Annotated in this window: 13 protein-coding genes; 2 read left to right on the top strand and 11 right to left on the bottom strand. The window is 37.3% G+C overall.

Translation table 11 applies throughout. The features are described 5' to 3' along the window. Window positions 1-225: 225 nt before the first annotated feature. From Q0505_RS03565 to Q0505_RS03610, 10 genes are all read right to left on the bottom strand, one after another. On the bottom strand, window positions 226-1,308 hold the full coding sequence (locus tag Q0505_RS03565) for a hypothetical protein (RefSeq protein ID WP_299208889.1): 1,083 nt from the start codon (window positions 1,306-1,308) through the stop codon (window positions 226-228). 164 nt (window positions 1,309-1,472) lie between these two features. Next, the gene (gene metK / locus Q0505_RS03570) at window positions 1,473-2,726 is read right to left on the bottom strand and encodes a methionine adenosyltransferase (protein ID WP_299208890.1); all 1,254 of its coding nucleotides are present in this window, start codon (window positions 2,724-2,726) and stop codon (window positions 1,473-1,475) included. Window positions 2,727-3,009: 283 nt separating this feature from the next. Beyond that, a complete protein-coding gene (locus tag Q0505_RS03575) occupies window positions 3,010-3,579 on the bottom strand; it encodes a pentapeptide repeat-containing protein (protein WP_299208892.1) in 570 nt (189 codons plus the stop codon). Window positions 3,580-3,596: 17 nt separating this feature from the next. Next, on the bottom strand, window positions 3,597-4,487 hold the full coding sequence (locus Q0505_RS03580; protein ID WP_299208894.1) for a GyrI-like domain-containing protein: 891 nt from the start codon (window positions 4,485-4,487) through the stop codon (window positions 3,597-3,599). A 7-nt stretch (window positions 4,488-4,494) separates the two neighbouring features. After that, window positions 4,495-5,853: a phosphatase PAP2 family protein gene (locus Q0505_RS03585; protein WP_299208896.1), complete on the bottom strand. Its 1,359-nt coding sequence runs from the start codon at window positions 5,851-5,853 to the stop codon at window positions 4,495-4,497. A 10-nt stretch (window positions 5,854-5,863) separates the two neighbouring features. Continuing rightward, window positions 5,864-9,136 carry a VCBS repeat-containing protein gene (locus Q0505_RS03590; protein WP_299208897.1) on the bottom strand — a complete coding sequence of 1,091 codons (3,273 nt, stop codon included), beginning with the start codon at window positions 9,134-9,136 and terminating at the stop codon, window positions 5,864-5,866. After that, entirely contained in the window at window positions 9,102-12,464 is a 3,363-nt protein-coding gene (locus tag Q0505_RS03595) for an FG-GAP-like repeat-containing protein (RefSeq protein WP_299208899.1), read from the bottom strand. Before Q0505_RS03595 ends, Q0505_RS03590 begins: the two co-directional genes overlap by 35 nt. A 6-nt stretch (window positions 12,465-12,470) precedes the next feature. Then, window positions 12,471-15,770 (bottom strand): VCBS repeat-containing protein, encoded by a 3,300-nt coding sequence (locus Q0505_RS03600; protein WP_299208901.1) that lies wholly within the window; start codon window positions 15,768-15,770, stop codon window positions 12,471-12,473. Between the two features lie 320 nt (window positions 15,771-16,090). Beyond that, entirely contained in the window at window positions 16,091-17,710 is a 1,620-nt protein-coding gene (locus Q0505_RS03605; RefSeq protein WP_299208903.1) for a RagB/SusD family nutrient uptake outer membrane protein, read from the bottom strand. 18 nt (window positions 17,711-17,728) lie between these two features. Beyond that, the gene (locus tag Q0505_RS03610; protein ID WP_299208905.1) at window positions 17,729-20,857 is read right to left on the bottom strand and encodes a SusC/RagA family TonB-linked outer membrane protein; all 3,129 of its coding nucleotides are present in this window, start codon (window positions 20,855-20,857) and stop codon (window positions 17,729-17,731) included. A gap of 364 nt (window positions 20,858-21,221) precedes the next feature. On the opposite strand from Q0505_RS03610, the gene Q0505_RS03615 reads away from it, so the two are divergent. Continuing rightward, window positions 21,222-22,448: an NAD(P)/FAD-dependent oxidoreductase gene (locus tag Q0505_RS03615; RefSeq protein ID WP_299208907.1), complete on the top strand. Its 1,227-nt coding sequence runs from the start codon at window positions 21,222-21,224 to the stop codon at window positions 22,446-22,448. A gap of 75 nt (window positions 22,449-22,523) precedes the next feature. Here Q0505_RS03615 and Q0505_RS03620 read toward each other — a convergent pair whose 3' ends face one another. After that, on the bottom strand, window positions 22,524-23,000 hold the full coding sequence (locus Q0505_RS03620) for a TspO/MBR family protein (protein ID WP_299208909.1): 477 nt from the start codon (window positions 22,998-23,000) through the stop codon (window positions 22,524-22,526). Window positions 23,001-23,147: 147 nt separating this feature from the next. On the opposite strand from Q0505_RS03620, the gene Q0505_RS03625 reads away from it, so the two are divergent. Then, window positions 23,148-24,224: a diphosphomevalonate decarboxylase gene (locus Q0505_RS03625; RefSeq protein ID WP_299208911.1), complete on the top strand. Its 1,077-nt coding sequence runs from the start codon at window positions 23,148-23,150 to the stop codon at window positions 24,222-24,224. Window positions 24,225-24,311: the final 87 nt, after the last annotated feature.

Genomic DNA, 24,311 nt, shown 5'->3' on the forward strand with positions numbered 1-24,311 from the left:
CTATAAGACGCTCATAGGCGTCTATTGGTTACAATAAAAAGGGGGACTTTTTTTATACGCTTTCGCGAAAGCGTATAAAGACAGAAAATAAAATATATACAAAGAGGGAGCTCGTATGAACTACCTCTTTTTATGATTAGAGCAAATAAATTACTACTTCGTGTTTTCTTTAATAGTTGAATCTAAAGAAACTATCCTTACAATCTTCTATTTTAGATCAGACATCTATTTAGTTACCATATTAACTATATACTCAAAGGTAAACTCTTTGTATTGAGCAAATGCATCTAATAGCTTAGGGTCGCCACTAAACGTTAAGATTATGTCGCCGTTAGCTAATTCTTTTTCAACAGGTGGGTTTAAAAGTAACTCTATATATGATACGTTTTTTTGGATTTCTAATAATTTAATTTCGAGTTGAGAGTCATTTTTTGGAAAATAAAAAATCTCAATAGAACCTATAAAGGTTAAAGATCCATAAGTGTAGTCCTCTTTTTTATTCTTGTAAATTGCAGATTCACTAATATATTTTTCGCCAAAATTGTTTAGTAAATTATTATTCCATAATAGTTGTTGAATATCCACTTCGAAGAATGTTTCATTTTCTAAGGTGTTCAAAATATCTAACGCCTCAGAATTATTGATTAAAGTATATTCAGTACTAGTATTGGGTCTATCTTTTTCCCATTCTAGACAATAAGACTCTATTTCTTTTTCCTCGCCTTCTTTTAATGAAAATCCAATATCTCCTTCTCTTGAATATTCTAAAGCAAAATCAGGCTTAAATTTTAAGTCGTGAAGAATAGATAAGATAGATTTTGCTACATTAGGAATCGTCAGTATTTTTTGAAAATTCCCAGTAGTAGGTTTAAATGACATCGGTTTATTATTGATCCAGTTAACACAGTAAGATACTTTGCCTCCTAATGAAGCTTTTAAAGCTCCTGTACTTTTGACTTTTACAAGTTGGTCACTCTCTTCTGGTGATGTTCCTGAAGTTTTAATTTCACCAAGTGCCATCCCATCAGATAATGACATATACACACAGCCTTCACCATTGGGTTGTATCCCAATACCTGCAGCAAGCGTCACATCTTTATAGACTTTTGTGCCTATTTGCACAGAGAGTTCTTTACCGTTATACTCAAAGTCAATGTCAGTATCTTTCGTTAAATTTTGAGAAGCGCCGATGGTCATTCCATCTTTAGTAAGTAGTAATTTTCCTGTCAATAGGTCAGACTTTTCTTGATCTTGAGCTAGCACTAGTGAACTACTAAGTAATACGACAACAATAATTAAATATCTCATTTTTAAGTTTTTAATTAGTTTTTGTAAAAATAACATATTTGTATTTTCAAACTATACCTAGTAGTTGGAATATTTAATCACATTAAAATCAGATCTTTATAAATAACAAAAGAGGCTGTCTAAAAGATAGCCTCTTTTGTTTATACTATAAAAATAATACTTCCTTAGAATCCGAAAGCCGTTTTTACTTTGTCTATATAATCTAATTTTTCCCACGTAAATAACTCAACTTCCATCTCTTTTTTAGTGCCGTCTGGAAGCTCAAAAGTTTTGGTAACTGTTTCATTTTTACGCCCCATGTGTCCGTAAGCAGCAGTTTCACTATACATAGGTGAGCGGAGTTTTAAACGCGACTCAATGGATGCTGGTCGCATATCAAAAATCTCAGTGACTTTTTGTGCTATTTCGCCATCGGTCATATTTAGGTGTGAGGTTCCGTAGGTATCTACAAAAATCCCCATAGGTTCCACCACCCCAATCGCATAAGATACTTGTACCAGAATCTCGTCGGCTACCCCAGCAGCAACCAAATTTTTTGCAATATGACGTGTTGCATAAGCAGCACTACGGTCTACTTTTGAAGGGTCTTTTCCAGAGAATGCACCACCACCATGAGCACCTTTTCCTCCATACGTATCTACAATAATCTTACGCCCTGTAAGTCCAGTATCTCCATGAGGACCTCCTATCACAAACTTCCCTGTAGGGTTAATATGATACTTAATATCATTATTAAATAATGCGGCTACCTTAGCTGGAAGTTTAGCCACCAATCTAGGAATTAAGATGTCCACAATATCCTTACGGATTTTAGTAAGCATCGCCTCATCTTCATCAAAATCGTCGTGTTGTGTGGAAATGACAATCGCATCAATACGTTGTGGTACATTATCATCACTATATTCTATCGTTACCTGACTTTTTGAATCAGGACGTAAATAGGTGATTTCTTTTTCTTCACGGCGTAAATCTGCTAATTCAATCAATATTTTATGAGAAAGGTCTAACGCTAATGGCATTAGGTTTTCAGTTTCTTTGGTAGCATACCCAAACATCATTCCTTGGTCTCCAGCTCCTTGTTCTTCTTTGGAGGCGCGATCTACCCCACGATTGATATCATCCGATTGCTCATGGATTGCCGAAAAAACACCACATGAATTCCCATCAAACATATACTCGCTTTTGGTATATCCTATTTTGTTGATAGTGTTACGTGCAATTTTTTGCACATCAAGGTAGGTATTGCTTTTTACTTCTCCCGCTAGTACGACTTGTCCTGTGGTTACAAGGGTTTCACAGGCTACTTTTGAATCTGGATCAAAAGCTAGGAAGTTATCTATAAGTGCATCAGAGATTTGATCTGCTACTTTATCTGGATGTCCTTCAGAGACACTTTCTGAAGTAAATAAATAGGCCATTAGTTATTTGTTTGATAGTTTGAAGTCGATTTGACGAAAGCACCCTAGGAAAATTACACCGAGATTGAAGTTTCAATCGTATTACAGTAATTATTTTAGGCATTTTTTTAAGAGGTTGCAAGCAGTCAAATCTTTCCTCGTTATTACGAGTGCAAATGTAAGTAAACTTTTAAAATTACCAAGGGTATTCGTAATCTCTTAACGAGATAGTGAACAAATCTGAATGAAACGTTGGAGAGCGTATTCATTCGCTTTTCGCGAAAGCGTAAAAAACAAAATTCCCTTAAGAAATCTTAACTCCGTATTTCGTTAGTAAGCCGTATACCTCCTCTTTAGAAAATTGCGCACCTTTTACTTTGTTGCGATCAAGGTCTATGGTGTAATGTTGCGCTGTTCTAAAATCTACTTTTTCAAGAGTAGTGCTGTCAAAAATAGCCCCTTTGAGATCACAGTCTGAAAATACAGCTTGCGAAAGATTAGCTTGTGTAAAATCAGTTTCTTTGAGAGAGCAGTTCTTAAACTGTGTGTTTGTAAGACGCAGTTGATAGCAGTTAGCAAGATCCAATACACAATGATCTAGCTGTATAGAAAGCATAAAGTCATTGCAAACACTTAGATTAACACCTACCATTTTACAGCCTTTAAAAATAACATTGTTTAGCGTTGACCCACCAAACTTAGCATTTGTTAAATTACAATCCGTAAACGTACATTCTAAAAACGTTGTGTTGGAGAGGTGAAGTTCTGAAAACAAACAGTCTGTAAATGTACAGTTGTCATATTCTCCTGCAGAGAAACCTACAGTTGTATAATCAATACCTTTGTAGTTTTTATCTAAGAATAGTTGGGACATGAATCTACCTTCTTTTTTTACTCTTTGATAGGCATAAATACTTCTGCTTTCCATTGAAGTTCGTCACCACCCATATTTGGGTTGTTATAAAATACTTCAACTGGCGTGAGATCTATAGGGATGTTATGACTTTTTGCATACGCCTCTAAAGCATACCAAGCACGATCTGAGGTAATATAATTACCGTTATAGGTAGCTTTGAGGGCTTTTTGGCTATTGTATTGCTTATACTTGATTTCTGGATGTTTTGGCAAACTATCACTTTTCTTGATAGGGAAACAGAAATTGTATGAAATACTATCTGTTTTCATGTCCCAATTTGTGACTTCGACAAAAGGAGTACCATTTAGTTCTACTTTACCTTTCAGCATAATTTGTGTCAACAAAGAGTAATTGTACATCATCCCTTTTGCTTTTTCGACTTGTTGACCTTTAAGAGGCGTATAGGCAACGTAGGTTGCTCTTGTACTATCTTCTCCGTCAATCGTTACTCTCGTTCTATCTAAATGCAACATAAGCACATTATAGAATTCCTTTACCGTCGCCTCCGAGCGTTTCTCAATCGCTGTTTTTGAAAACGGAATCGCCAACTTATTAGCCAGACTATGATCGTTATCTTTTATATATACTTTTACTCTAGAGGTTGAGTCAGTTTCTGCTTCTATTTTCCAAGTATAGGTATGTATAGAATCTCCGAAATTAAATCGCTGGGTAAGTTCATCAAACTTAGATTGATCTATGAGTTGTGTGCCTTCTATACCCGCATACCATGACTTGATAGATTGGTTAATAGTTCCCACGGTAGTTTTTGCAGGAAATCGAACGACATAGTCGTAGGGTTTTATAAACAAATACCACACAGCTACAACAAGAAGTAGTAAGAAAAGGACACGTACTATCTTTTTCATAGGTATTTTAGTTTGAAGCTTGGTCTTTATTGACTTTCATTTTTAGTGTAGCATTTATAAACCGACCAATATTTCTCCCTTGTACCAGACCATTGTCTACGGCAGCTCGGTAGTGAATCCCTCCATAGAGTCTACTTATAGCAGCTTCATTGGCAGCATTTCTAAACGAAGAGAAGCTCCGTACAGGAAGTCCAAAAGGCAATTCGGTATCATCTACAAAAGAGAATCCATCGCCAAAAATACTTGTCAATGCTTCGGCGGCAGCTCCCGATACGACGGAGTGACCACTTACATATTCTGGAAACGGAGGCGTCTGTAAAATAGGTTGCCAGTTATCATTAAAATGCTCGTTAATGAGTGTTTCAGGACGTACAAGATTACTCCTGTATTTTTCATCCCAACAACTTATAAACGCATCGGCGATGGCGAGTGATGTTTTGGTATAAGTGTACATGGTTTGCATCACATCATGACCCGCATTTCTAGAAGCGATTTTAGCAATTCCAATCCAATGTGCGCCAGGGGTGATTTTTTTAGTCGCAAACATAAGATGTCCGCGGGTAACAGATACATACGGATTACAATCCCAAAACTGTGCAATGGCAATTTCTTCTGCAGTATCTCCTTTGGCAGTAATGCTTTCGCTTAGATCATAAACCTCCTTGAGCTCTTTATAAAAGTCTGAGTCTTTATCCATCGAATAGGCGGGTGGTGGTACAGGCTTAAATTGAGAAGCCGAGTCAATCACAAAAGGACGAATTTTATTCCAATGCGGTTCAATCCCATCACCATAAGCAGGAGGCGTTGGTTGCCATCTGGAAGGATCGTCTGTGACGACAGAAAATTTAGGCATCGTACGGGTTTCTTTGTACATATCTTTATTCATCCAAGCGACAACATGTTCGACTACAGCAAGTCCATAGGCTTTAGATACCGTATATTCTGTTTCATTTTTAGTATTCCAGAGTTGGTATAAACTGTCTCTATAGGGTGTAATTTTATCTTCAGAAAATACCAAACGTCTACTTAAGTCAATATGCGCAACAAGCGCAGCAAGCTCGTAGTTTAAATTTTCAGTAGTTGTTGGCTTAGGTATTTCGGTAAAGTCGTTGAGTTGAGTCGCTAGAGAATTGTAATCAGCATTAGTGCTTGACAGAATCTCATAAGCAGCTATATTAGGATAGGCATAAATTCGGCTTGCTTGTGGCGGCGAAAATATATCATGAATCATTACTTGAGTCACATTGTTTACCGAGGTGTGAAAGTCTTCGGCAGTAATCACAATAGGCTCTATAGGTTTTTCTTCACAAGCCGTAAAGGAAATAACCAGCAGTAACGCTCCAAAATAGTGGGATATCTTATTCATCATCATGCGTTTATTTTTGTAATTTGTATACGTGTGCTTTTTCATTATTAAAAGTAACCAATAGATAGGTGTCTGTACCTACTGATACGATGGAAAGATGCCTTACAGATTTCTGTGAGAGGTCCAATCCTAATAGATGACCTAATGTAACACTTCCATCACTTTTAAGCAATGCTCCAGAGAAAGAATCTAATCTTCCGTGAAAAGGCTTTACGCCAAAGTAATTTCCAGCGGCAAGCAGGTCTTCCTGTCCATCTTCATCAAAATCATGAACAGTAAATGCCATGATAGGGGCTGTTTGTAAGCTTTCGCCGAAAGGCATAAAAGAAAAACGACCTCCTTCATTTTTTAAGTATCCAGATTTCAAGGTATGCACGCTCAATAGTGTACTTTGAGACAAAGCTTTTTTACCGAATATTTCTTCTACCGTTTGTCCTGCAAAATCTTTATAACTCGTATATTTTTTAAATAAATATGTCATCTGACTCCCCAATTCATTAAGCCCTAAGAGCGGATAATATTCGCCATCTTTTTGGGTTGCTACAATAGTTTCTGACTGACCATTGGCATCAAAATCATCTAGATACGCAAGCATCGGAGTCGTAGGAGTTGCTTTAAATTTGCTATTTTCTCCCCAGTTTCCTAAGACGTAATCCAGATCGCCATCGCCATCTATATCAAAGGGCTGTATGGCTTGCCATAATCCGTTGAGATTGCTATCTATAACGGTTGCTTTTTTAAGGGTACCATTAATATTTGCATAAAACTGAGGTGCCATCCATTCTCCAATAAGGATAAGGTCTTTGGTGCCGTCTGCATTAAAGTCACTCCAGACCGCATCGGTAATCATTCCGACGTTAGTAAATGAAGTTGCAGTATCGATACTAAAAGTGCCTTTGTCATTACGTAAAAGTATCGATTGCGAAGGGCGCCCAAAGTCATTGGTCACGGCTTGATTGCCTACAAATACGTCTAAATCTCCATCATTGTCATAATCATGCACCGCGAGTACAGACGCATTTTGAAAGCTTTCTGGAAGCTGTTGTTTTACAAACATAGTGTCTTGGGCGGTATAATACAGATCATTGAGCGGTTTTGCCTTGTTGTCAAAATCGGCGCCACCAGTTCCTATCAGAAGGTCTGCGCGACCATTTTGATTAAAATCTTGAAGGGTAGCGACCACCTCTTCGGTAATCGTTTCTTTGGTAATTTCTGGATAGGAAGCTTCTGTAAATCCAGTACTATCGGCGAGATATATTTTGGAAGCCATAAACTTAGAACTCCCAAAATAAATATCATCTTTTTGATCTCCATTGATGTCTCCAATGGCGATTGCGGGCCCGCGATCTGATACTTGATACGGAATCAGCTTCTGTCGGTTAAAGTCAATATACGCATCTTCTACGTGTGTAAAATCAATTCCAAGGTTGCCTTCTACTTTTTGAAATAGTGATTTGCGAGTCGGTTGTAAAGAATTATAATTAAAGGGTTTGTTGCCTTTTGGCGAAATTACAAGCGTTTGGTTGACTGCAACCTTCGTAAGGGTTTGTGAGGTACGGTTTGGCCATACGACTTTAAGCGAATCAATCATAGTTGTTTTGCCAAATCCGAAATGAAGAATAGGCTCAGAAGATGCCTGAAAGCCACGTACGGTATAGAGTTCTTTATATTGTAATTTACCTTGATGATACGCAAATACTTTGGTGCCTATTCCATACGTATTTGGAGCTGTATAATTGAAGCGAATCTTCAAATAGTTGGCAGTCGCATCCGTTGTGTTTTGATAGACTTGTGGTGTTGTGTTGATATTATTGGTAACGATATCTAGATCCCCATCATTATCCAAATCGGCTAGGGCAGTGGCACCAGAAACAAGCGTGTCTTTTTTGATCCACGTGCCGGACAGATCTTCAAAAGCAAGATGTTCTTTTCCTTTAAAAATATAATTGTGTGTATTTCCTTTTGGCATTAACTCCAATGCTTTCTGATCAATAAGCTTGGTATTGCTTATTTTACTTTGAATTTGATCGCTGGAGATGAATCGGATATAATCCAGATCATTTGGGCGTTTCGGAATTCCGTTGGAGATAAATAAATCCTGAGAACTGTCTTGATCAAAATCAGCAAACAGCGCACTCCAACTCCAATCAGTAGCGGCAATGCCGCTGAGAAGTGCCGTTTCTTGATAGTCATATCCTTTCTGATTAACATACAGCATATTGCGTGTAAACTGATAGTGGTATCCAAAACGATCAATCCGTAGTTTTTGGGTTTGTATATTGTCGTCTCCTTCAGAGGATTTTAAAACATTTTCGTCTTCAGGAAGCATATCAAGCGAGATCATATCAGGCCAGCCGTCGCTATTAATATCAGCAACATCACTTCCCATAGAAAAGCGTGAGGTGTGTCCAAAATATTCTTTTAAGCTTTCGCGAAAGCTTCCTTTTCCTGTATTCAAATAGTAATAATCATCTTCGTGAAAATCATTACCTATATAGATATCGGGCCATCCGTCTTGGTTAAAATCGGCGATTGCAATCCCTAATCCGTAACTATTAATGCCTCCTAAGATACCCGCTTCTTCACTTACATCGGTGAATTTCCCACCGTCATTACGCATCAATCGGTCTCCTGTTTCGTAATTGCGTTTGAATCGCAACGAAGCCTTGCCATACGATTCTTGGGTGTGTACCGCGTGATTGAGAATATAAATATCCAAATCGCCATCCAGGTCATAATCCAAAAAAGCAGCATTAGAACTATAGGTATCCAAATCGAGTCCGTAGGCAGTAGCACTTTCTGTAAAGGTCGCATCGCCATTATTGATATATAATTCGTTATGACCGTCAAAACCATTAACACCTACTACCGTACAAACATAAATATCAAGAAGTCCGTCGCCATTGACATCGCCCATCACAGCGCCTGTGTTCCAAGTACTATTACCACCAATGCCTGCCGTATTACTAATGTCTTCAAAAGAAAGATTGCCTTTATTGAGGTAAAGTTTATTTTGTACTTGATTGCCAGAAATGAAAATGTCAGGAAGGGTATCCCCGTTGATATCACCGATGGCAAGTCCGCCACCATTGTAAAAGTAGAGGTAATCTATAATATTAAAAGCATCACTTTCGGTAAGGGTATTGACAAAGGTAAGTCCTGTTTCTTTTGCCGACGGGTTTTTAAACAATGTGTCGTTTTCTGTGCAACCAAAAAGGAGAAACAATACCCCAAGAAATACGATATTTCTAATTGCCAGCATGGTATACTTTTGGTTTTTCATTATTGATCGCCGCAATCAAAAAGGTATTTCCTTTACTATCTTTAAAGGTAGATAGATGTTTGATTTCTTCACGTATTTCAAAACCACTGGTCGCATAGTCTTGCCATTCAAATCCTAACTTGCCGTCACCTAGTAACACATTTCCACTACTCGCATCTAGTTGTGAGTATTGAGGTTTAAATTCAAAATTATTACCGCCCATCACAAGATCGAGATGTCCGTCATTGTTAATGTCTGTACACGCAATCCCACATACACAAGATAATTGTACACGTGTAGGAAGTTCTTGGATTTTAAAAACCCCATTACCTTCATTGATCGCAATCACAGAAGCCGATGTTTGGACTTGCTTTACGATAGAAACGTCGATTACTTCTTTAGGAAATAACTCATCAATAGATCGTTTTGCATAGTCGGATGCTTTGATGTTTTGCTTTTTAAGTGACACCAATTGCCCTGTTAATTCTTTCTTTTGGTGCAACGGATAATCTTTTCCGTCTTTTTGAAAGGTGGTAATTTGCTCTATAGTTCCGTTGTTATCAAAATCATTGATGTACATTTTCATAGGAGCGCCTTCTTCGGGTTTGTAATGAATATTCGTTCCTTCGTTTCCTAACACAAGATCCAGATCGCCATCATTGTCAAGGTCGGATGCTGCTACGGTATTCCACCATCCATGAAGATCGTCTAGACTACTTTTCATAGCGGTAAGGCGTCTACCATTATTTTTATATATTTTGGTCGTGCCCCATTCTGAAGTAATTACCAAATCTTTTTTACCATCTTGATCCATATCTGCCCAAACGGCATCGGTGACCATTCCAGCATCTTTCAGCGGATATGCAATGCGTTCTGTGGCATTGGCAAATTCGCCGTTTCCTCTGTTTTCTAAGAAAAGCTGTTCTGGATCAATTCCATATACAGCAATGACACTTCTTGAACCAACAAACACATCCATATCGCCATCTTGATCAAAATCATACGGAGCGATCACAGACATATTTTGATACGCAGAAGGAATGGTTTTTTCTGCTTTCGCGAAAGCGCCCTTCCCATCATTCAAATACAACCGAAGGCTATAGTCTTCTTTAACTGTAGCTTCATTACCACCAGAGCCGACCATTAGATCTAAATCTCCGTCTCCATCGGCATCAAAAAATGCTGCTGCGGAATCTTCATACTTAGCATCAGTTTTAAAAGCGCCAGCGTAGGGTGCTTGTGACAAAATGCCATTTCCTTTATGGAAGTACAATGTACCCGCTTGTCCTTTGGCACCGCCTATATAGATGTCTTCATTCCCATCTCCATTTACATCTCCTACCGCCAACGAAGGGCCTTCTTGGGATATTTTTTTGGCGATCAACCCTTCATAGTCAAAGTCACTATACTCATTTTCTTTATGTGCGGCGAGGTAGGTGTTTGCGATTTCTTGAAAAAGTGGTTTTGCCTTTTTAGGAGCGGGTACTGCATAAGTAGTTGTCGCGTCTGTAATTTGTAGGGCAAGTGTTTGGTTGACGGGTAGGTCTTTTAAAAGCTGTGTTTGATCATTAGGCCAAATGACACGTAACGAATCTATTTTTTGAGATGCCCCCAAGCCAATCGTCATCGGATGTTCCATAGAAGACTGGAATCCTCTCGAAGGAATAAGTTCTTGAATATAGGTCTGTCCTGAGTGATACAGCCGAACAGTGGTACCAATTGCAAACGGATTTTTCTCAGCCCCTTTAAATTTTAATTTGATGTAATTGTGATCCGTTTCTTTTTCTGTGTTATTTCTGAAAATAAAGGAGCCCATGTTCACATTGTTCACGACTAAATCCAAATCGCCATCATTATCTAAATCGCCATAGGCAGCACCGTTGGACATACTCAAGATTTCAAGTCCCCAATCTTTGGCTTTGTTTTTAAAGGTGATGTCTCCTTGATTTTGATAGGCATAATTTGAGAGAGGCTTGACAGGCATTTTATTAATGATCGTGTCTAGCACTCTGGTTTCACCAGTTGCTTTGCTTTGGATGATTTCATTAGCAAAGAAGTCTACAAAATCCAGATCGGTAAGGTCATGGTTGATTCCATTAGTCACATAAATATCACGATACCCATCGTTATCCATATCAAATACGAGTCCTGACCAACTCCAATCAGTTGCTTCTACACCACTGTGATAAGCAACTTCTGAGAAGGTTCCGTTCCCATTGTTAATTTGTAAAGTGTTTTGAATAAACTGTTGGTAGAAATCATTGCGTTGTTTTCTCTTGTACACATTGTAACCATCAAATTCCATTACGGATTTTACACGTTCTTCTCCATCAGGAAGCATATCTGTGATAAAGATATCTTGCAATCCGTCATTATTAATATCAGAAATATCAACGCCCATCGCCGAGAGAGATAGGTGAGAGGTCCATTTTTTTATTTCTTCGGTAAAGGTGCCATCTTGGTTGTTGATGTATAAATAATCACGTTCAAAAAAGTCATTTGAGATGTAAATATCCGGATATAAATCTTGATTAATATCTGTGACCATGACGCCTAATCCAAATCCTATGAGAGATCCATAAATTCCTGCTTCCTCACTTACATCTGTAAAGACACCATTATCATTACGCATTAATAAATCGCCTACACCTCTAAAATCACTATCTACATTTTCCCAATCTTGTGCACGCTTGTCACGTTGTCCTTTATTTCCTAGACTGCTTACGGGAACATTGCTGTTGTTTAAAATATAGACATCTAGATCTCCATCTTTATCATAATCAAAGAAGGAAGCGTGAGTTGAAAATCCAGAAGTGGCTAGATTGTATTCTTTTGCTTTTTCTGAAAAGGTAAGATCTCCGTTATTGATGTATAAATTGTTATCGTGGTTGTCTGCCTCAAGGTTTCCTGCATTACTTACATAAATATCCAATAAACCATCGGCATTTACATCTGCCATGGTCACTCCTGTAGACCAAGGTTTGTTTCCTTCAATCCCTGCTTTTTCAGAAATATCTTCAAAGGTAAAATTGCCTTTGTTGAGATAGAGTTTATTTTTCCCCATATTGGCGGTTAGAAAAATATCGGCAAAGCCATCGTTATTAATATCTCCTATCGCTACGCCACCCCCATTATAGAAGTTACGGTACTTGAAAATATTAAAGTCCTTTTGGTTTTTGATGGTATTGACAAAGTCAATGCCTGTCTCTTCTTTAGAAAGTAAGGTAAATAAGGTGTTTTCTTTTTGCGCGGTTTCTTCTGCTGACTCTTTGGTTGTCGAAGTACACGCGGTAATACATAGAGCGATAATAGCTCCAAGAACGGTTTGGTATGTGAATTTAACTTGCATATACGATTACTTCTCTTTTTTTAAGAATAGGGGCGTGTTATTGTTACGCCCTATGATATAAAAAATTTGATCTTTTATTTTAATTTTTTGGATACTTCGGGAAGCCCCGTTGATATCATAATTTTGATTTGAAAGCGTATTAAAACCTCCCATTTTATCATTTTTCAAAAATACGCCATGAGACCCATCTAGCCTACCTAATTGCGTACTTATTTCATAGTTGTTCCCTACTAAAAGAGCATCTAAGAATCCATCTTCATCAAAATCTTCTACCAAGATATCTTGAACGGTAGAGGCTTGTGCCAAAAAGGGCAATTCGTGTGCCAGAAATGTCCCATTTCCTTTGTTTTCAAAATAGGTCGAAGCAAATAGATAGGCTTCTTTTTTATCAGATGCTTGCAATTTTTCTTTACCTAGGAGTTCCTCTATATCCGCTTTCGCGAAAGCGTTGTAAGACAGAAACTTTTTGTTGAGTAAAGGCACCTGTTTTACGAGTTCGTCTTTGGTAGCAATCGTGGTTTCTGTACCTTGATAATAATAGGTAACGATAGGATCTATTTGATTATTGTCATCAAAGTCGTTACGATATAAGGTAACAGGTTCTTCAGGTGTAGGTTGTAAGCGTGTGTTGAGTCCCCAATTTCCTGCAATAATATCTTGATCACCATCATTGTCAAAATCGGCGACTTTCAGCGTGTTCCACCATCCGTGGGTGTTTTCTAGTCCAACTGTTTTTTGAAGTGTAAGCGATGCTCCATCATTTATAAAAACACTAATGGGCATCCAATGTCCAGCGACAATCGCATCAGGATATCCATCACTATTGATGTCTTGCCAAGTAATGTCATAAACATTTCCTATATCTTGAAATTCTTTTGAGTATGTAGTTGTGACCTCTTCAAAATGTCCTTTTCCATCATTTTTGAATAGGTATTGTGTGGGTGTCTTTCCAAATTGATGTGGTACCACATTGGCGGTAATACATAAATCTAAATCTCCGTCTTTGTCTAAATCTACAGCGGTTACCTTAGAGGCATTGATAAAGATATCTTTGAACTGTTCTTGATCTCTTTGAAGTGTGTTTTGCGATGTGATGTATAGTCTAGGTGTTAGCGGTTTTCCAGTTCTAAATTCGTTACCACCACTTACAATGAGCAGATCATTCTGTTGATCTCCATTCGCGTCAAAAATAAGCGCGTGAGTATCTTCATTGATTTGTGTGTCGTTGGCGTCAGGTAATTCTTGTGAGTCGAAATTTCCAGTTTCATCTTGTAACCAAATTTGAGAGGGTTGTCCTTTGGCTCCTAACGTAATGATATCTTCTCTTAGATCATTATTTAAATCTCCAGTCGTGATATAAGGACCTAAATTGGTACTCGCATACGGAATAAGAGGCGATCGACTAAATTCTATAGATGTGGCATCTTTGTGTTTGAAATCTATAGGTGAAGGAATATTTGTGATCAAAGGGGGTTGAATTTCTTTTTGATAGTTATACGTGTGTTCTAAAGCATTTCGATAATCAAGCGTAATGGTTTGATCTGCTTTAATATTTTGAAGTGTTTGATGTTTTCCATCTTGCCAGATAACTTGTAAAGAATCTATTTGTTGATGTGTTCCTACCCCTGCTAATAGCGTTGGAGGACTTGCCGATAGATAGCCTTGGGTGGTGAAATTTTCAAAAAACTGTTTTTGTTCTTTGGTATATATAGAAACCTTTGCGCCAATTCCTTGTGTGTTTTTATCACTTCCTTTAAAACGGATTTTTAAATAGTGTGTGCTACTAGTGTCTTTACGTGTGGTGTTTTCTAATATAAATGCTTTTTGATTTACATTATTTACCACAAGGTCCAAATCTCCGTCATTATCAAGGTCTGCATAACTAGCTCCATTACTAAAAGAAGCTTGTTCTATTTGCCATTGATCACTTACATCTTCAAATTGAGCGTTTCCTGTGTTTTTGTAAAAGTAATTGACTGTCTTCTTTTCTGGAAGTTCATCTATAAATGCGAGTTCATCAGGGCTCATTCCTTTTCCGAGTCTTTTTTGAATACTTTCATTAGAGATGAAATTCACAAAGTCCATATCATTAGTGGCTCCTTGGATTCCATTGGTGATATAGATGTCTTTGTGTCCGTCATTATTAAAATCTGCAATGAGTGGTGACCAAGACCATTCGGTGGCTGAGATACCACTTAAGAAAGCAGTTTCTGTATAGGTGTCATTCCCTAGATTAAGGTGTAATGTATTTTGCATGAACTGCGGTTCATATCCATTACGCAGTTGATTTTGAAAGATAGGGTAATTGTATTCGGCACCAGAGACTTTTAGTGTATGTAGGTCTTCCGGAAGCATATCTAAAGACATGATATCTGGATGTCCGTCATTATTAATATCTGAAATGGCATTACCCATAGAAAAATGCGAACTATGTCCTAGAGCGGATTGTGTGGAATTTACTTCTTTAAACGTTTTGTTTTTTTGATTGATATATAAGTAATCGTTTTCAAAGAAATCATTTCCTATGTATATGTCTGGGTATCCATCATTATTTATATCTGCCACAGAGATACCAAGACCGTATCCTAATCTACTTTGAAAAATACCAGAGGTATCCGTGACGTCTACAAAGACGCCATTTTGGTTTTCTAATAGTTTATCTCCGTAAATAGTATCTTTTTGTTTTCTTAGTGCTCCTTTGCCATAATTGCTGTTGGGATGTAATGAGTGATTAAGAATAAAAACATCAAGATCTCCATCAGTGTCATAATCAAAAAAGGTAGCTTGAGATGCTAATCCTTCCAACGCTAAACCGTAGTCTTTGGCTTGTTCTTTAAACTGTGGGATTCCAGAGGAATCGTTGCCTTGATTCACATATAAGAGATTTGATCCTTTTAAATCTAAATGTCCGCTTACTTTTGAGATGTATATATCAATACGTCCATCATGATTGATATCTACCGTAGTGACTCCAGTAGTCCACCCTTGACTATTGCTGATTCCCGAGGAGGAAGTATTGTTCTCAAATTGTAACTTTCCTTTGTTGATGTATAATTGATCTGCTTGTTGATTCGAAGTAAAGTAGATGTCTTCTAATCCATCATTATTAAAATCGGCAATAGCAGTTCCTGCACCGTTGTAGAAATAGAGGTAGTTTAAAATATTGAGTTCAGGTTTATTTTGAACAGTATTGGAAAAAGAAATACCCGTGTTTGTTGGTTCAACAAACTTTGGTTGAAGTTCTATTTTTTCTTTACAAGAGATAAAGAATAAGGAACTAACTACTATGACTAAAAGTGGTCTCAATGCGCGTTCAAAATACAAGTTTACTAAAAGAAAAAGAATAATAAAAGTAGTTAAACCTAGGGATAAAGTCTGGAAGTAAAAAATTAAGTTAGATTAGAAAATAACCTTCTAGACAAGTACAAGAAGTGTTCAATAGAACATAATTTTAAATTTCCAAGTAAGTTATTGAATATTAGACTTTAACTCTATTTGAAAAAGGGAATTTATTCAACTAGCTATTTCAAATTTATTGCTTCGCAACGCTATAAAAACAGAATTTCACTAATAAAAAAGAGGGTTGAAAAACAACCCTCTTTTTAAGCTTAATTCAAAGATGAGGTTTAATAACCTGGATTTTGAGTCAAATTAGGGTTTAAGATAACTTGACTTGCTGGAATTGGGAATACATTTAAATTAGTATCACCTACAGCTCCAGGACTCTTAAGTTCCCAGTTTCTAGTATATTGTGCGAAACGAATCATATCGTTTCTTCTCCATAATTCTGCATATAATTCACGTCCTCTTTCATCTAATAAATCTTGTTCAGTTACCGCTCCTAATGGTGCAGCTCCTCTAAGAACACGTAATGCGTTAACTTCTGCAGTAGCATCTCCACCACCACGTAACATCGCTTCAGCTCTCATTAAGTGAGCATCAGAGAATCTGAAATAGATTTCGTGTTCTGTAAATCCTCCATAACGAGGGTTGTACTTTTGAAGACGTATTCCTGTAACTTCATTATTATTAATAAGATTTACGTTACCATCACCATCTACAAATTGTCTTGTAAATGATAAAGGAGCACCTACACGGTCTTGTAGTGCAGCTCCATCGATCTCATATTGTTGTCCTATTAAGAATCCAAATCCTACAGCTGAACCAGCTTCAAAACCTGGGAAATTTCCAGACTCTGTAGTTCCAGGTGCTCCTGTAAAAGGAACTCCTTCAGTAGGAACAAATCCACGACGCTCTTCTTGACCACTACCAGGTACGTTTATATTAGGATCTCCTTCAAATAGATCATAGTATTCTGCAAGTGTTGAGAATCCATTCCATCCTCCTCCAGCAATTTCTGGAGCTTGGTTATAATGTAATCCATTCCAAATTCTATTTCCTACACCAGTAGGTAAGAACCAGATAGTTTCTGCATCTAACTCATTTCTGAAAACATCAAAGTATCCGCTTACTAAACCGTAACCTTCTCCTTCTATGTCATTCACTAAAGATACTACTTGATTCATATCAGCACCATCAGGTGATGTACCAAGGTAGACATGCTTATTTAAAAGCACTTTAGCTAATAAGTAACGAGCAGCTGCTTTTGAACCTCTTGCGTGGTTAGATGTATTATCTCCAATTCCTGACCCTGGTGCAAGTGCGGGTAAATTAGCAATCGCTGTGTTAAGATCAGATACAATTAAATCTATAGCTTCTTGTCCTCTTAAAACCGCAGGATCTTCTAATAAAGATGCTTCTGGATCACGAAAAGGAACTTGTCCAAAATTATCTAATACTACAAATGTTCCTAGTGCTCTTAAGAAATGAGCATCTCCTAGTTGAGCAGGTGTTGCATTAGAGAGTGGAGAAATTACTTGCGTTGCAGCAAAGTGAGTTTGGTTCCACTGGTTCCATACGTTAAGAATAAAAGCATGTTCAGTAGTCCAGTTGTGTTGATGTAACTGTCTCCAGATACCATTATCTCCCCAGTCAGATCCACGTGTTGGGATAAGTGCTGCGTCTGTAGTAACTTCACTCAAAGCAAATAAATTTGCTTGATCTCCTACTTGTCCATTAAGACTATTGTAAATATTCTGGATAAAGGAATCTGGATCTTCAACTCCTTCAAAACCAGCAGCAGTGATCAGAGAGTCTGTCTCTTCAACTTCTAGATCAGTACAAGATGTGATAACACCAAGTGCTAACATACCAAGTAATACTCTAAGTTTAAATGTGTGTTTCATAGTTTCTATTTTTTTTAATTAAAATCGTGCATTAAGACCTAATGTAAATGTTCTTGCTCTAGGAACAGCAACATAATCAATTCCTGCTGTAGGAATATTTGACGCATTGATCTGTCCTGTGCTAACTGAAACTTCTGGATCTAATCCACTATAGTCAGTGATTAAGAATAAGTTTTGTCCTGTAAGAGATAGTCTTAAAGAGTCAAATAATCCTTCACCACTTAATGGCCAATTATATCCTAAAGAAAGCGTTTGTAAACGTATAAAATCTCCATCTTCTAGGAATCTAGTTGAAACTGCGGTTGATGCAGCTCCATCTTCTCCACTTGTAAGAACATCTTGCGTTACGTTTTTACTAATAGCTAATCCACCTGCAGTAAAGAAGGCGTTGTCTGTAGCGTTATACACAGAGAATCCAAATTGTCCAGTGAAATAGGTAGAAAGGTCAAATCTCTTATAGCGGAAATTTAATGATAAACCAGAAGTAATTTCTGGTACTGCATTTTTACCTACAAATTTCTTGTCAGAATCAGGATCACCTACACCATCTCCATTTACATCTTCATAAGTTGGAAAGCCATCAGCATCAAAACCTGTAAATTCAGCAAGGAAGAATGAGAATAAAGGCTCACCAGCTTGAAGACGTTGTGCAAACGCTCCTGTTAACCCATTACCATTAATAGCTCCTGTGTCAATAACTTGATCTGTATCTTGTACTTCGTTTTGATTATATGCAATATTGAAAGCTGCAGAGAATCCCCAATCATCAGTATCTACAAAATCATAATTTAAAGCTAGTTCAACTCCTTGGTTGATTACTACACCATCTGTAAGATTTCTAAAAATCGTAGGGATGTTAGATGAAGACGGAGCAGCAAGAGCACTATTTAATAATAGATCAGATGTTTCTTTACGATATATGTTGAAGCTACCATTAAAACGATCGTTGTTAAATCCAAAATCGATTCCAACATTAAAATCTAATGTTTCCTCCCATTTAAGATCTGGGTTTGTATTACCATTTACAAGAGTTCCTGGACGTGTTACGGTAAGGTCATTGGTAATACCTCCACCAGCAAAACGTTCTGTTCTAATAAACTGTGCATAACCTAAACCTTCTTGGCTACCTACAATACCAGCTCCAAGACGAAGTTTTAATGTAGATATGTTATCTCCCACAAAATCTTCTTCATGCATTTGCCAAGCAAAAGCACCAGAAGGGAAGTATCCGTATTGGTTTTCAGATCCAAAAGTTGAAGATCCATCCGCTCTAAATGTTCCTGTAAATAAATATTTATCAGCAATCGTATAATTTGCTCTTACAAAGAACGATTGAAGTTCATCAGTATTATCAAAGGTATCTCCAACAAAGGCTGACATGGTTCTGTTAAATCCAGCAGGTAAAAGATCGGTGTCACTAATTTCTGGGAATAAACGGTTGACGTAAGAATCATTGGTTCCATATCCAAACTGTTGAAAAGACCCTTCAATAACACCACTTGCGGCATTATAAGTATCCTCTAACTGAGTTAAAATGGTTTCTAAGTCCGCTGTGTTGAAACCAGCACCTTCTGCAAATACACCTCTTCTGTCAAATTCTTGATAAGAAAAACCTCCAACTATAGATAATTTAGAATTTGAAAATTCTTTATTGTAAGATAATGTAGCTTCTAATAATGAGTTGTCTTGAGTAAAGGTATTATAGTTTCCTCTTCCAATACCAGACACACCATTAAGTCCAACAACATTGCCCGAAAAAGCAGAGGCTGTTTGAGATTCAAGCTGATCGTATCCTACGGTTACTTTTGCGCTAAACTCATCTGTGATTTTATAGTCTGCAGATAAGTTTAATAACACTCTATCAGAATTAGATAATCCTTTAAAATTGGCAAGTAAACTCGCTGGGTTTAATACGTTATTTCCAGGATTAAAGTCAGGATCAGAAGGAATCGTTGGGTTTCCAGAGATAGAAGCTCCAATTAAATCTCCAGTTGATCCAGCGGTACCAGAAATAGGAGCTAAGTTGTCATTTACTCTAGACAAAGACCCTTGAAACGCTAGCGTTAATTTATCATCAAAAAATCTATGCTGTGCATTTAAACGACCAGCAATACGCTCTTGGGATTGCGTTTCAATAATACCGTTGGTATTACTGTATCCAAATGAAGCTCTTAGGTTACCGCCTGTGTAACTTTTAGAATAACTTAAATCTGTATTTCTTGAATAAGCAGTACGTGTAAGAAAATCTTGCCAATCAGTATCTCCTCCAAAGTCTGCAGCAGCAGGATCATTTCCGATACCTTCAACAGCACTTAAAAATTCATTTCTATTTAACAGGTCATATTCATCTGCAGTAACACTTGTACTTACCGACGTGTTTAACTCCCAAGTTCCTTTAGAATTTCCTCTACCACCTTTGGTCTGTATAATGATAACACCGTTAGCACCACGAGATCCGTAAATTGCGGTAGCAGATGCATCTTTTAAGATAGAAATACTTTCAATGTCATTAGGATTAATGAAACTTAATGGATTTCTTGAATTACCTCCTCCAATTCCTGGAGTGTTGGCAGTTGGTGCACCCGATGATGTTAATGGAACACCATCAACTACAAATAAAGGATTGTTTCCTGAACGGATAGAGTTTGACCCTCTAATACGTACAACTACGCTTCCTCCTGGCTCTCCAGAAGCTTCAGAAATCTGAACCCCAGCAGTTTTACCTTGAATTAATTGCTCTGGTGATTGGATAACACCTCGGTTAAATTCTTCCGAAGTAACAGCTGCTACAGATCCTGTGGCATCTTTAATTGTTGTTGTTCCATATCCAATGAGTACTACTTCATCAAGAGCATTGTCTGTAGATAGCGTTGCATTTACTGTGCTTCTTCCTGCTACGGCAATTTCTTGCGGAGTGTATCCCACATAACTAAATACGAGTATAGCATCACTTGCTACATTATTGAGAGTGTAGTTACCGTCAAAGTCGGTAGTAGCACCATTTTGAGTGCCTTTTACAATTACGTTTGCACCCGGTAGAGGACCACTTTCCTCGGTCACTGTTCCAGACACTGTCTGGGCAGTTGAAATTCCCGCAAAGAGAACCGCGACAAACAGCAGCATACTTTTAAGTAATACTTTCTTCATAAGATTCTTGTTTAAAATTAGTTTGCTTAGTTTTAAAATTTAGTGTTTTATTCACTTTATAAGCGCCTAATTTATGTAAAATTTACGTTAAATCAATAGGAATACAACGTTAAAGTTACGAAAACGTTTTCGTGTTTAAAAGCCTTTTTATCTAGTTTTATGCTAAATTTAGAACACTTTTTTTGATAAGTCAGTAAAAAGGAGTGCTTGTAATTGTCAAAAGTGTAATGGATTATAGTCTTTTGTAAAATGCAACTGATTTGTAAATAGTTATAAAATTTAGATAAAAAGTAAATCAAATTTTTTAAATGAATTACAGCATATACTTCAATATTTGAAAAGTATATTTGCATAAAACACATTTTTGGAAACAATACCAACACATCAAAATATCATCATTATTGGAGGAGGAGCAGCAGGTTTTTTTACGGCAATCAATACTGCCTCTAGATGTCCAGATACCTCTATTTTGATTTTAGAAAGAGGAAAAGAAGTGTTGACAAAAGTTCGTATTTCTGGAGGCGGTAGATGTAATGTTACCCACGCTGAATTTGTTCCAAAAGAATTATCGAAAAACTACCCTCGCGGAGAAAAAGAACTCTTAGGGCCTTTCCATACATTTATGACAGGAGACACGATCGCTTGGTTTGAAGATCGTGGCGTTGCTTTAAAAATAGAAGAAGATGGCCGGATGTTTCCCGTTTCTGACTCTTCAATAACTATTATTGATTGTTTTTTAAAAGAGGCGGATCAATTAGGAATCACGGTTTCTAAAAATCATTCTGTTCAAAAAATAAGTAAAATGGATGATTTGTGGTTTTTAGAAACTTCCCAAAATAATTTTACGTGCGACGCCCTTGTGATCGCTACGGGGAGTAATCCAAAAGTATGGAAGCTTTTAGAAAACCTTGGACATACACTTACACCTGCGGTCCCTTCTTTGTTTACATTTAATAGCAAAGATATTCGTATTAAAGACTTGATGGGATTGTCAAAAGAAGCGTCTGTTGAGATTGTAGGGACAAAATTACGTTCTGAAGGACCGTTGCTTATTACACATTGGGGGTTGAGTGGTCCAGGAATTTTAAAACTTTCTGCTTGGGGAGCGAGAGAACTAGCAGCAATGAACTATCATTTTACAATAAGAGTAAATTGGTTGTTGGACAAATCTGTAGATGAGACAATGGAGGACTTGATGAGTCTTAAAAATAAATTTGCAAAGCAGTCACCTCATACCTATGCACAATTTGACTTGCCTAAAAGACTTTGGCAAAACCTACTTATAGCTTCTGGTATTACAGAAGGAACTAAATGGGCAGATCTTACTAAAAACCAATTGTTGTCTTTAAGTACAGAACTTACGTGTGGTCTGTATGAAATCAAAGGAAAAAGTACTTTTAAAGAAGAGTTTGTCACTGCTGGAGGTATTCATCTTAAAGAAATTAATTTCAAAACCTTTGAAAGCAAGTTGCATCCTAATCTTTATCTAGCGGGTGAAGTCCTCAATATAGATGCGATCACAGGAGGGTTTAATTTTCAAAACGCATGGACTGGTGGTTATGTGATAGCACAAGCCATTGCTGCTAAATAAGTATATCCATTGTATAACGGAACTTTTGCTGAGTCCGCTTTCGCGAAAGCATAAAAAAGAAAAATCAAAGGCGAATTAATTCAATCGCCAAATCTCAAAGTTGAGTATCGTAGCAAAAGCCACCCAACACGCATAAGGGATCAACAAATACGCAGCACGTTTATCTACCACTTTGAACCATTTGATCGTAAGGAGTATCATAACAAACAATACACTAATCTCAATTAAAGCCCATCCAGGTTCTCGCATTCCAAAAAATAAAATACTCCACGTCGCATTTAAAATCAGCTGAAAACCAAAGTGATATAAAGCTGTCTGCACCCATTTATGATAAAATCCTTTATGCCAGACGAGGGCAACTGAGATTCCCATCATAATATATAGAACGGTCCAGACAGGTCCAAAAATCCAATTAGGCGGATTAAAAGGAGGTTTGTTAATAGTTACATACCAGTCGGTCATACTAGATTGCGTAGCAATGGCTCCAATGCCACCTATTGATAAACAAAAAATCACTGCAATAATAACTTTGATAAAGAGGCGTTTTTTCATGGAGTGATCTTTTTGGTTTGGTTCGTCAGCAAAAATGAATGTTGTTCGTAATCATTTCACACAACCAATTTATAAAAAAAGTCCTAAACGCTTCCATTGTAATAATAGAAAGACAAAAGTTATCTTTGCCAAAACTTGAATTCATATATGTCTGAAGATTATTTCCTTTTCAACTCAGAAGCCTCTTTGGCATCCGCAGGGTCTGTAAGCTGGCAATCTCCAAGTAATATTGCACTCGTAAAATACTGGGGAAAACACGGAGAACAACTACCGCAAAATGCAAGTATCAGCTTTACATTAAGCAATTGCCATACCACCACCACCTTACATTATAGCCCAAAAGAATCTGAAGGTTTTGATTTTGAAGTATACCTCGACGGAAAAAAAGAAGATGGATTTGAACCCAAAATCGCCAGTTTTTTTAAACGGATAGAAAAATACGTACCTTTCATACATAAGTTTCGTTTTAAAATCGAAACCTCCAACTCCTTTCCACACAGTTCAGGAATTGCTTCTTCGGCTTCTGGGATGAGTGCTTTGTCATTGTGTATTATGGATATGGAGCGAGTACTTCATCCAGATATGACAGATGCCTATTTTATACAAAAAGCCTCTTTTTTGTCTCGACTAGGTTCAGGAAGCGCTTGCCGAAGTTTGAAAGGGCCGCTCATTGTTTGGGGCGAACACAACGCCATAGAAAATAGTAGTGACCTCTACGGAACACCGTATCCGTATGAAGTACACGCCAATTTTCAAGACTATCAAGACACGATTCTGTTGGTGGATAAAGGAGAAAAACAAGTAAGCAGTACGGTTGGGCACGGGCTGATGCATGGGCACGCTTTCGCGAAAGCGAGATTTACCCAAGCCCACGACAACTTAGTTCAGTTAAAAACCGTATTACAATCCGGAGATTTAGATGCGTTTATTGCACTTGTGGAAAGTGAAGCACTCACACTACATGCCATGATGATGACCAGCCATCCGTATTTTATACTAATGAAACCTAACACGTTGGAGATCATCAACCGAATTTGGGAATATAGAGCAACCACAGGTTCAAAAGTATGTTTTACATTAGACGCAGGTGCCAATGTACACGTATTATATCCCAAAGCAGAAACCCAAGAAGTACAGCATTTTATAGAAACCGATTTATCAAAATTCTGTCAGAACAATCACTATATTGATGATTGCGTGGGAAATGGAGCAAAAAAATTGTAAATTTGTATTTACCTATTTAATTAAGCCTATGAAAGGTCCCTTATTTTATTCTAAAATTCTCCTGTTTGGAGAATACGGAATTATTAA

Source organism: uncultured Dokdonia sp., assembly GCF_937910895.1.
GTDB lineage: Bacteria > Bacteroidota > Bacteroidia > Flavobacteriales > Flavobacteriaceae > Dokdonia.

Excerpts from the sequence above, each read along its gene's own strand:
- Q0505_RS03590 (WP_299208897.1), bottom strand. The coding sequence starts at position 9,136 with ATGAAAAACCAAAAGTATACCATGCTGGCAATTAGAAATATCGTATTT.
- Q0505_RS03580 (WP_299208894.1), bottom strand. The coding sequence starts at position 4,487 with ATGAAAAAGATAGTACGTGTCCTTTTCTTACTACTTCTTGTTGTAGCT.
- Q0505_RS03585 (WP_299208896.1), bottom strand. The coding sequence starts at position 5,853 with ATGAATAAGATATCCCACTATTTTGGAGCGTTACTGCTGGTTATTTCC.
- Q0505_RS03620 (WP_299208909.1), bottom strand. The coding sequence starts at position 23,000 with ATGAAAAAACGCCTCTTTATCAAAGTTATTATTGCAGTGATTTTTTGT.
- Q0505_RS03565 (WP_299208889.1), bottom strand. The coding sequence starts at position 1,308 with ATGAGATATTTAATTATTGTTGTCGTATTACTTAGTAGTTCACTAGTG.
- Q0505_RS03605 (WP_299208903.1), bottom strand. The coding sequence starts at position 17,710 with ATGAAACACACATTTAAACTTAGAGTATTACTTGGTATGTTAGCACTT.
- Q0505_RS03595 (WP_299208899.1), bottom strand. The coding sequence starts at position 12,464 with ATGCAAGTTAAATTCACATACCAAACCGTTCTTGGAGCTATTATCGCT.
- Q0505_RS03625 (WP_299208911.1), top strand. The coding sequence starts at position 23,148 with ATGTCTGAAGATTATTTCCTTTTCAACTCAGAAGCCTCTTTGGCATCC.
- metK (WP_299208890.1), bottom strand. The coding sequence starts at position 2,726 with ATGGCCTATTTATTTACTTCAGAAAGTGTCTCTGAAGGACATCCAGAT.
- Q0505_RS03610 (WP_299208905.1), bottom strand. The coding sequence starts at position 20,857 with ATGAAGAAAGTATTACTTAAAAGTATGCTGCTGTTTGTCGCGGTTCTC.
- Q0505_RS03575 (WP_299208892.1), bottom strand. The coding sequence starts at position 3,579 with ATGTCCCAACTATTCTTAGATAAAAACTACAAAGGTATTGATTATACA.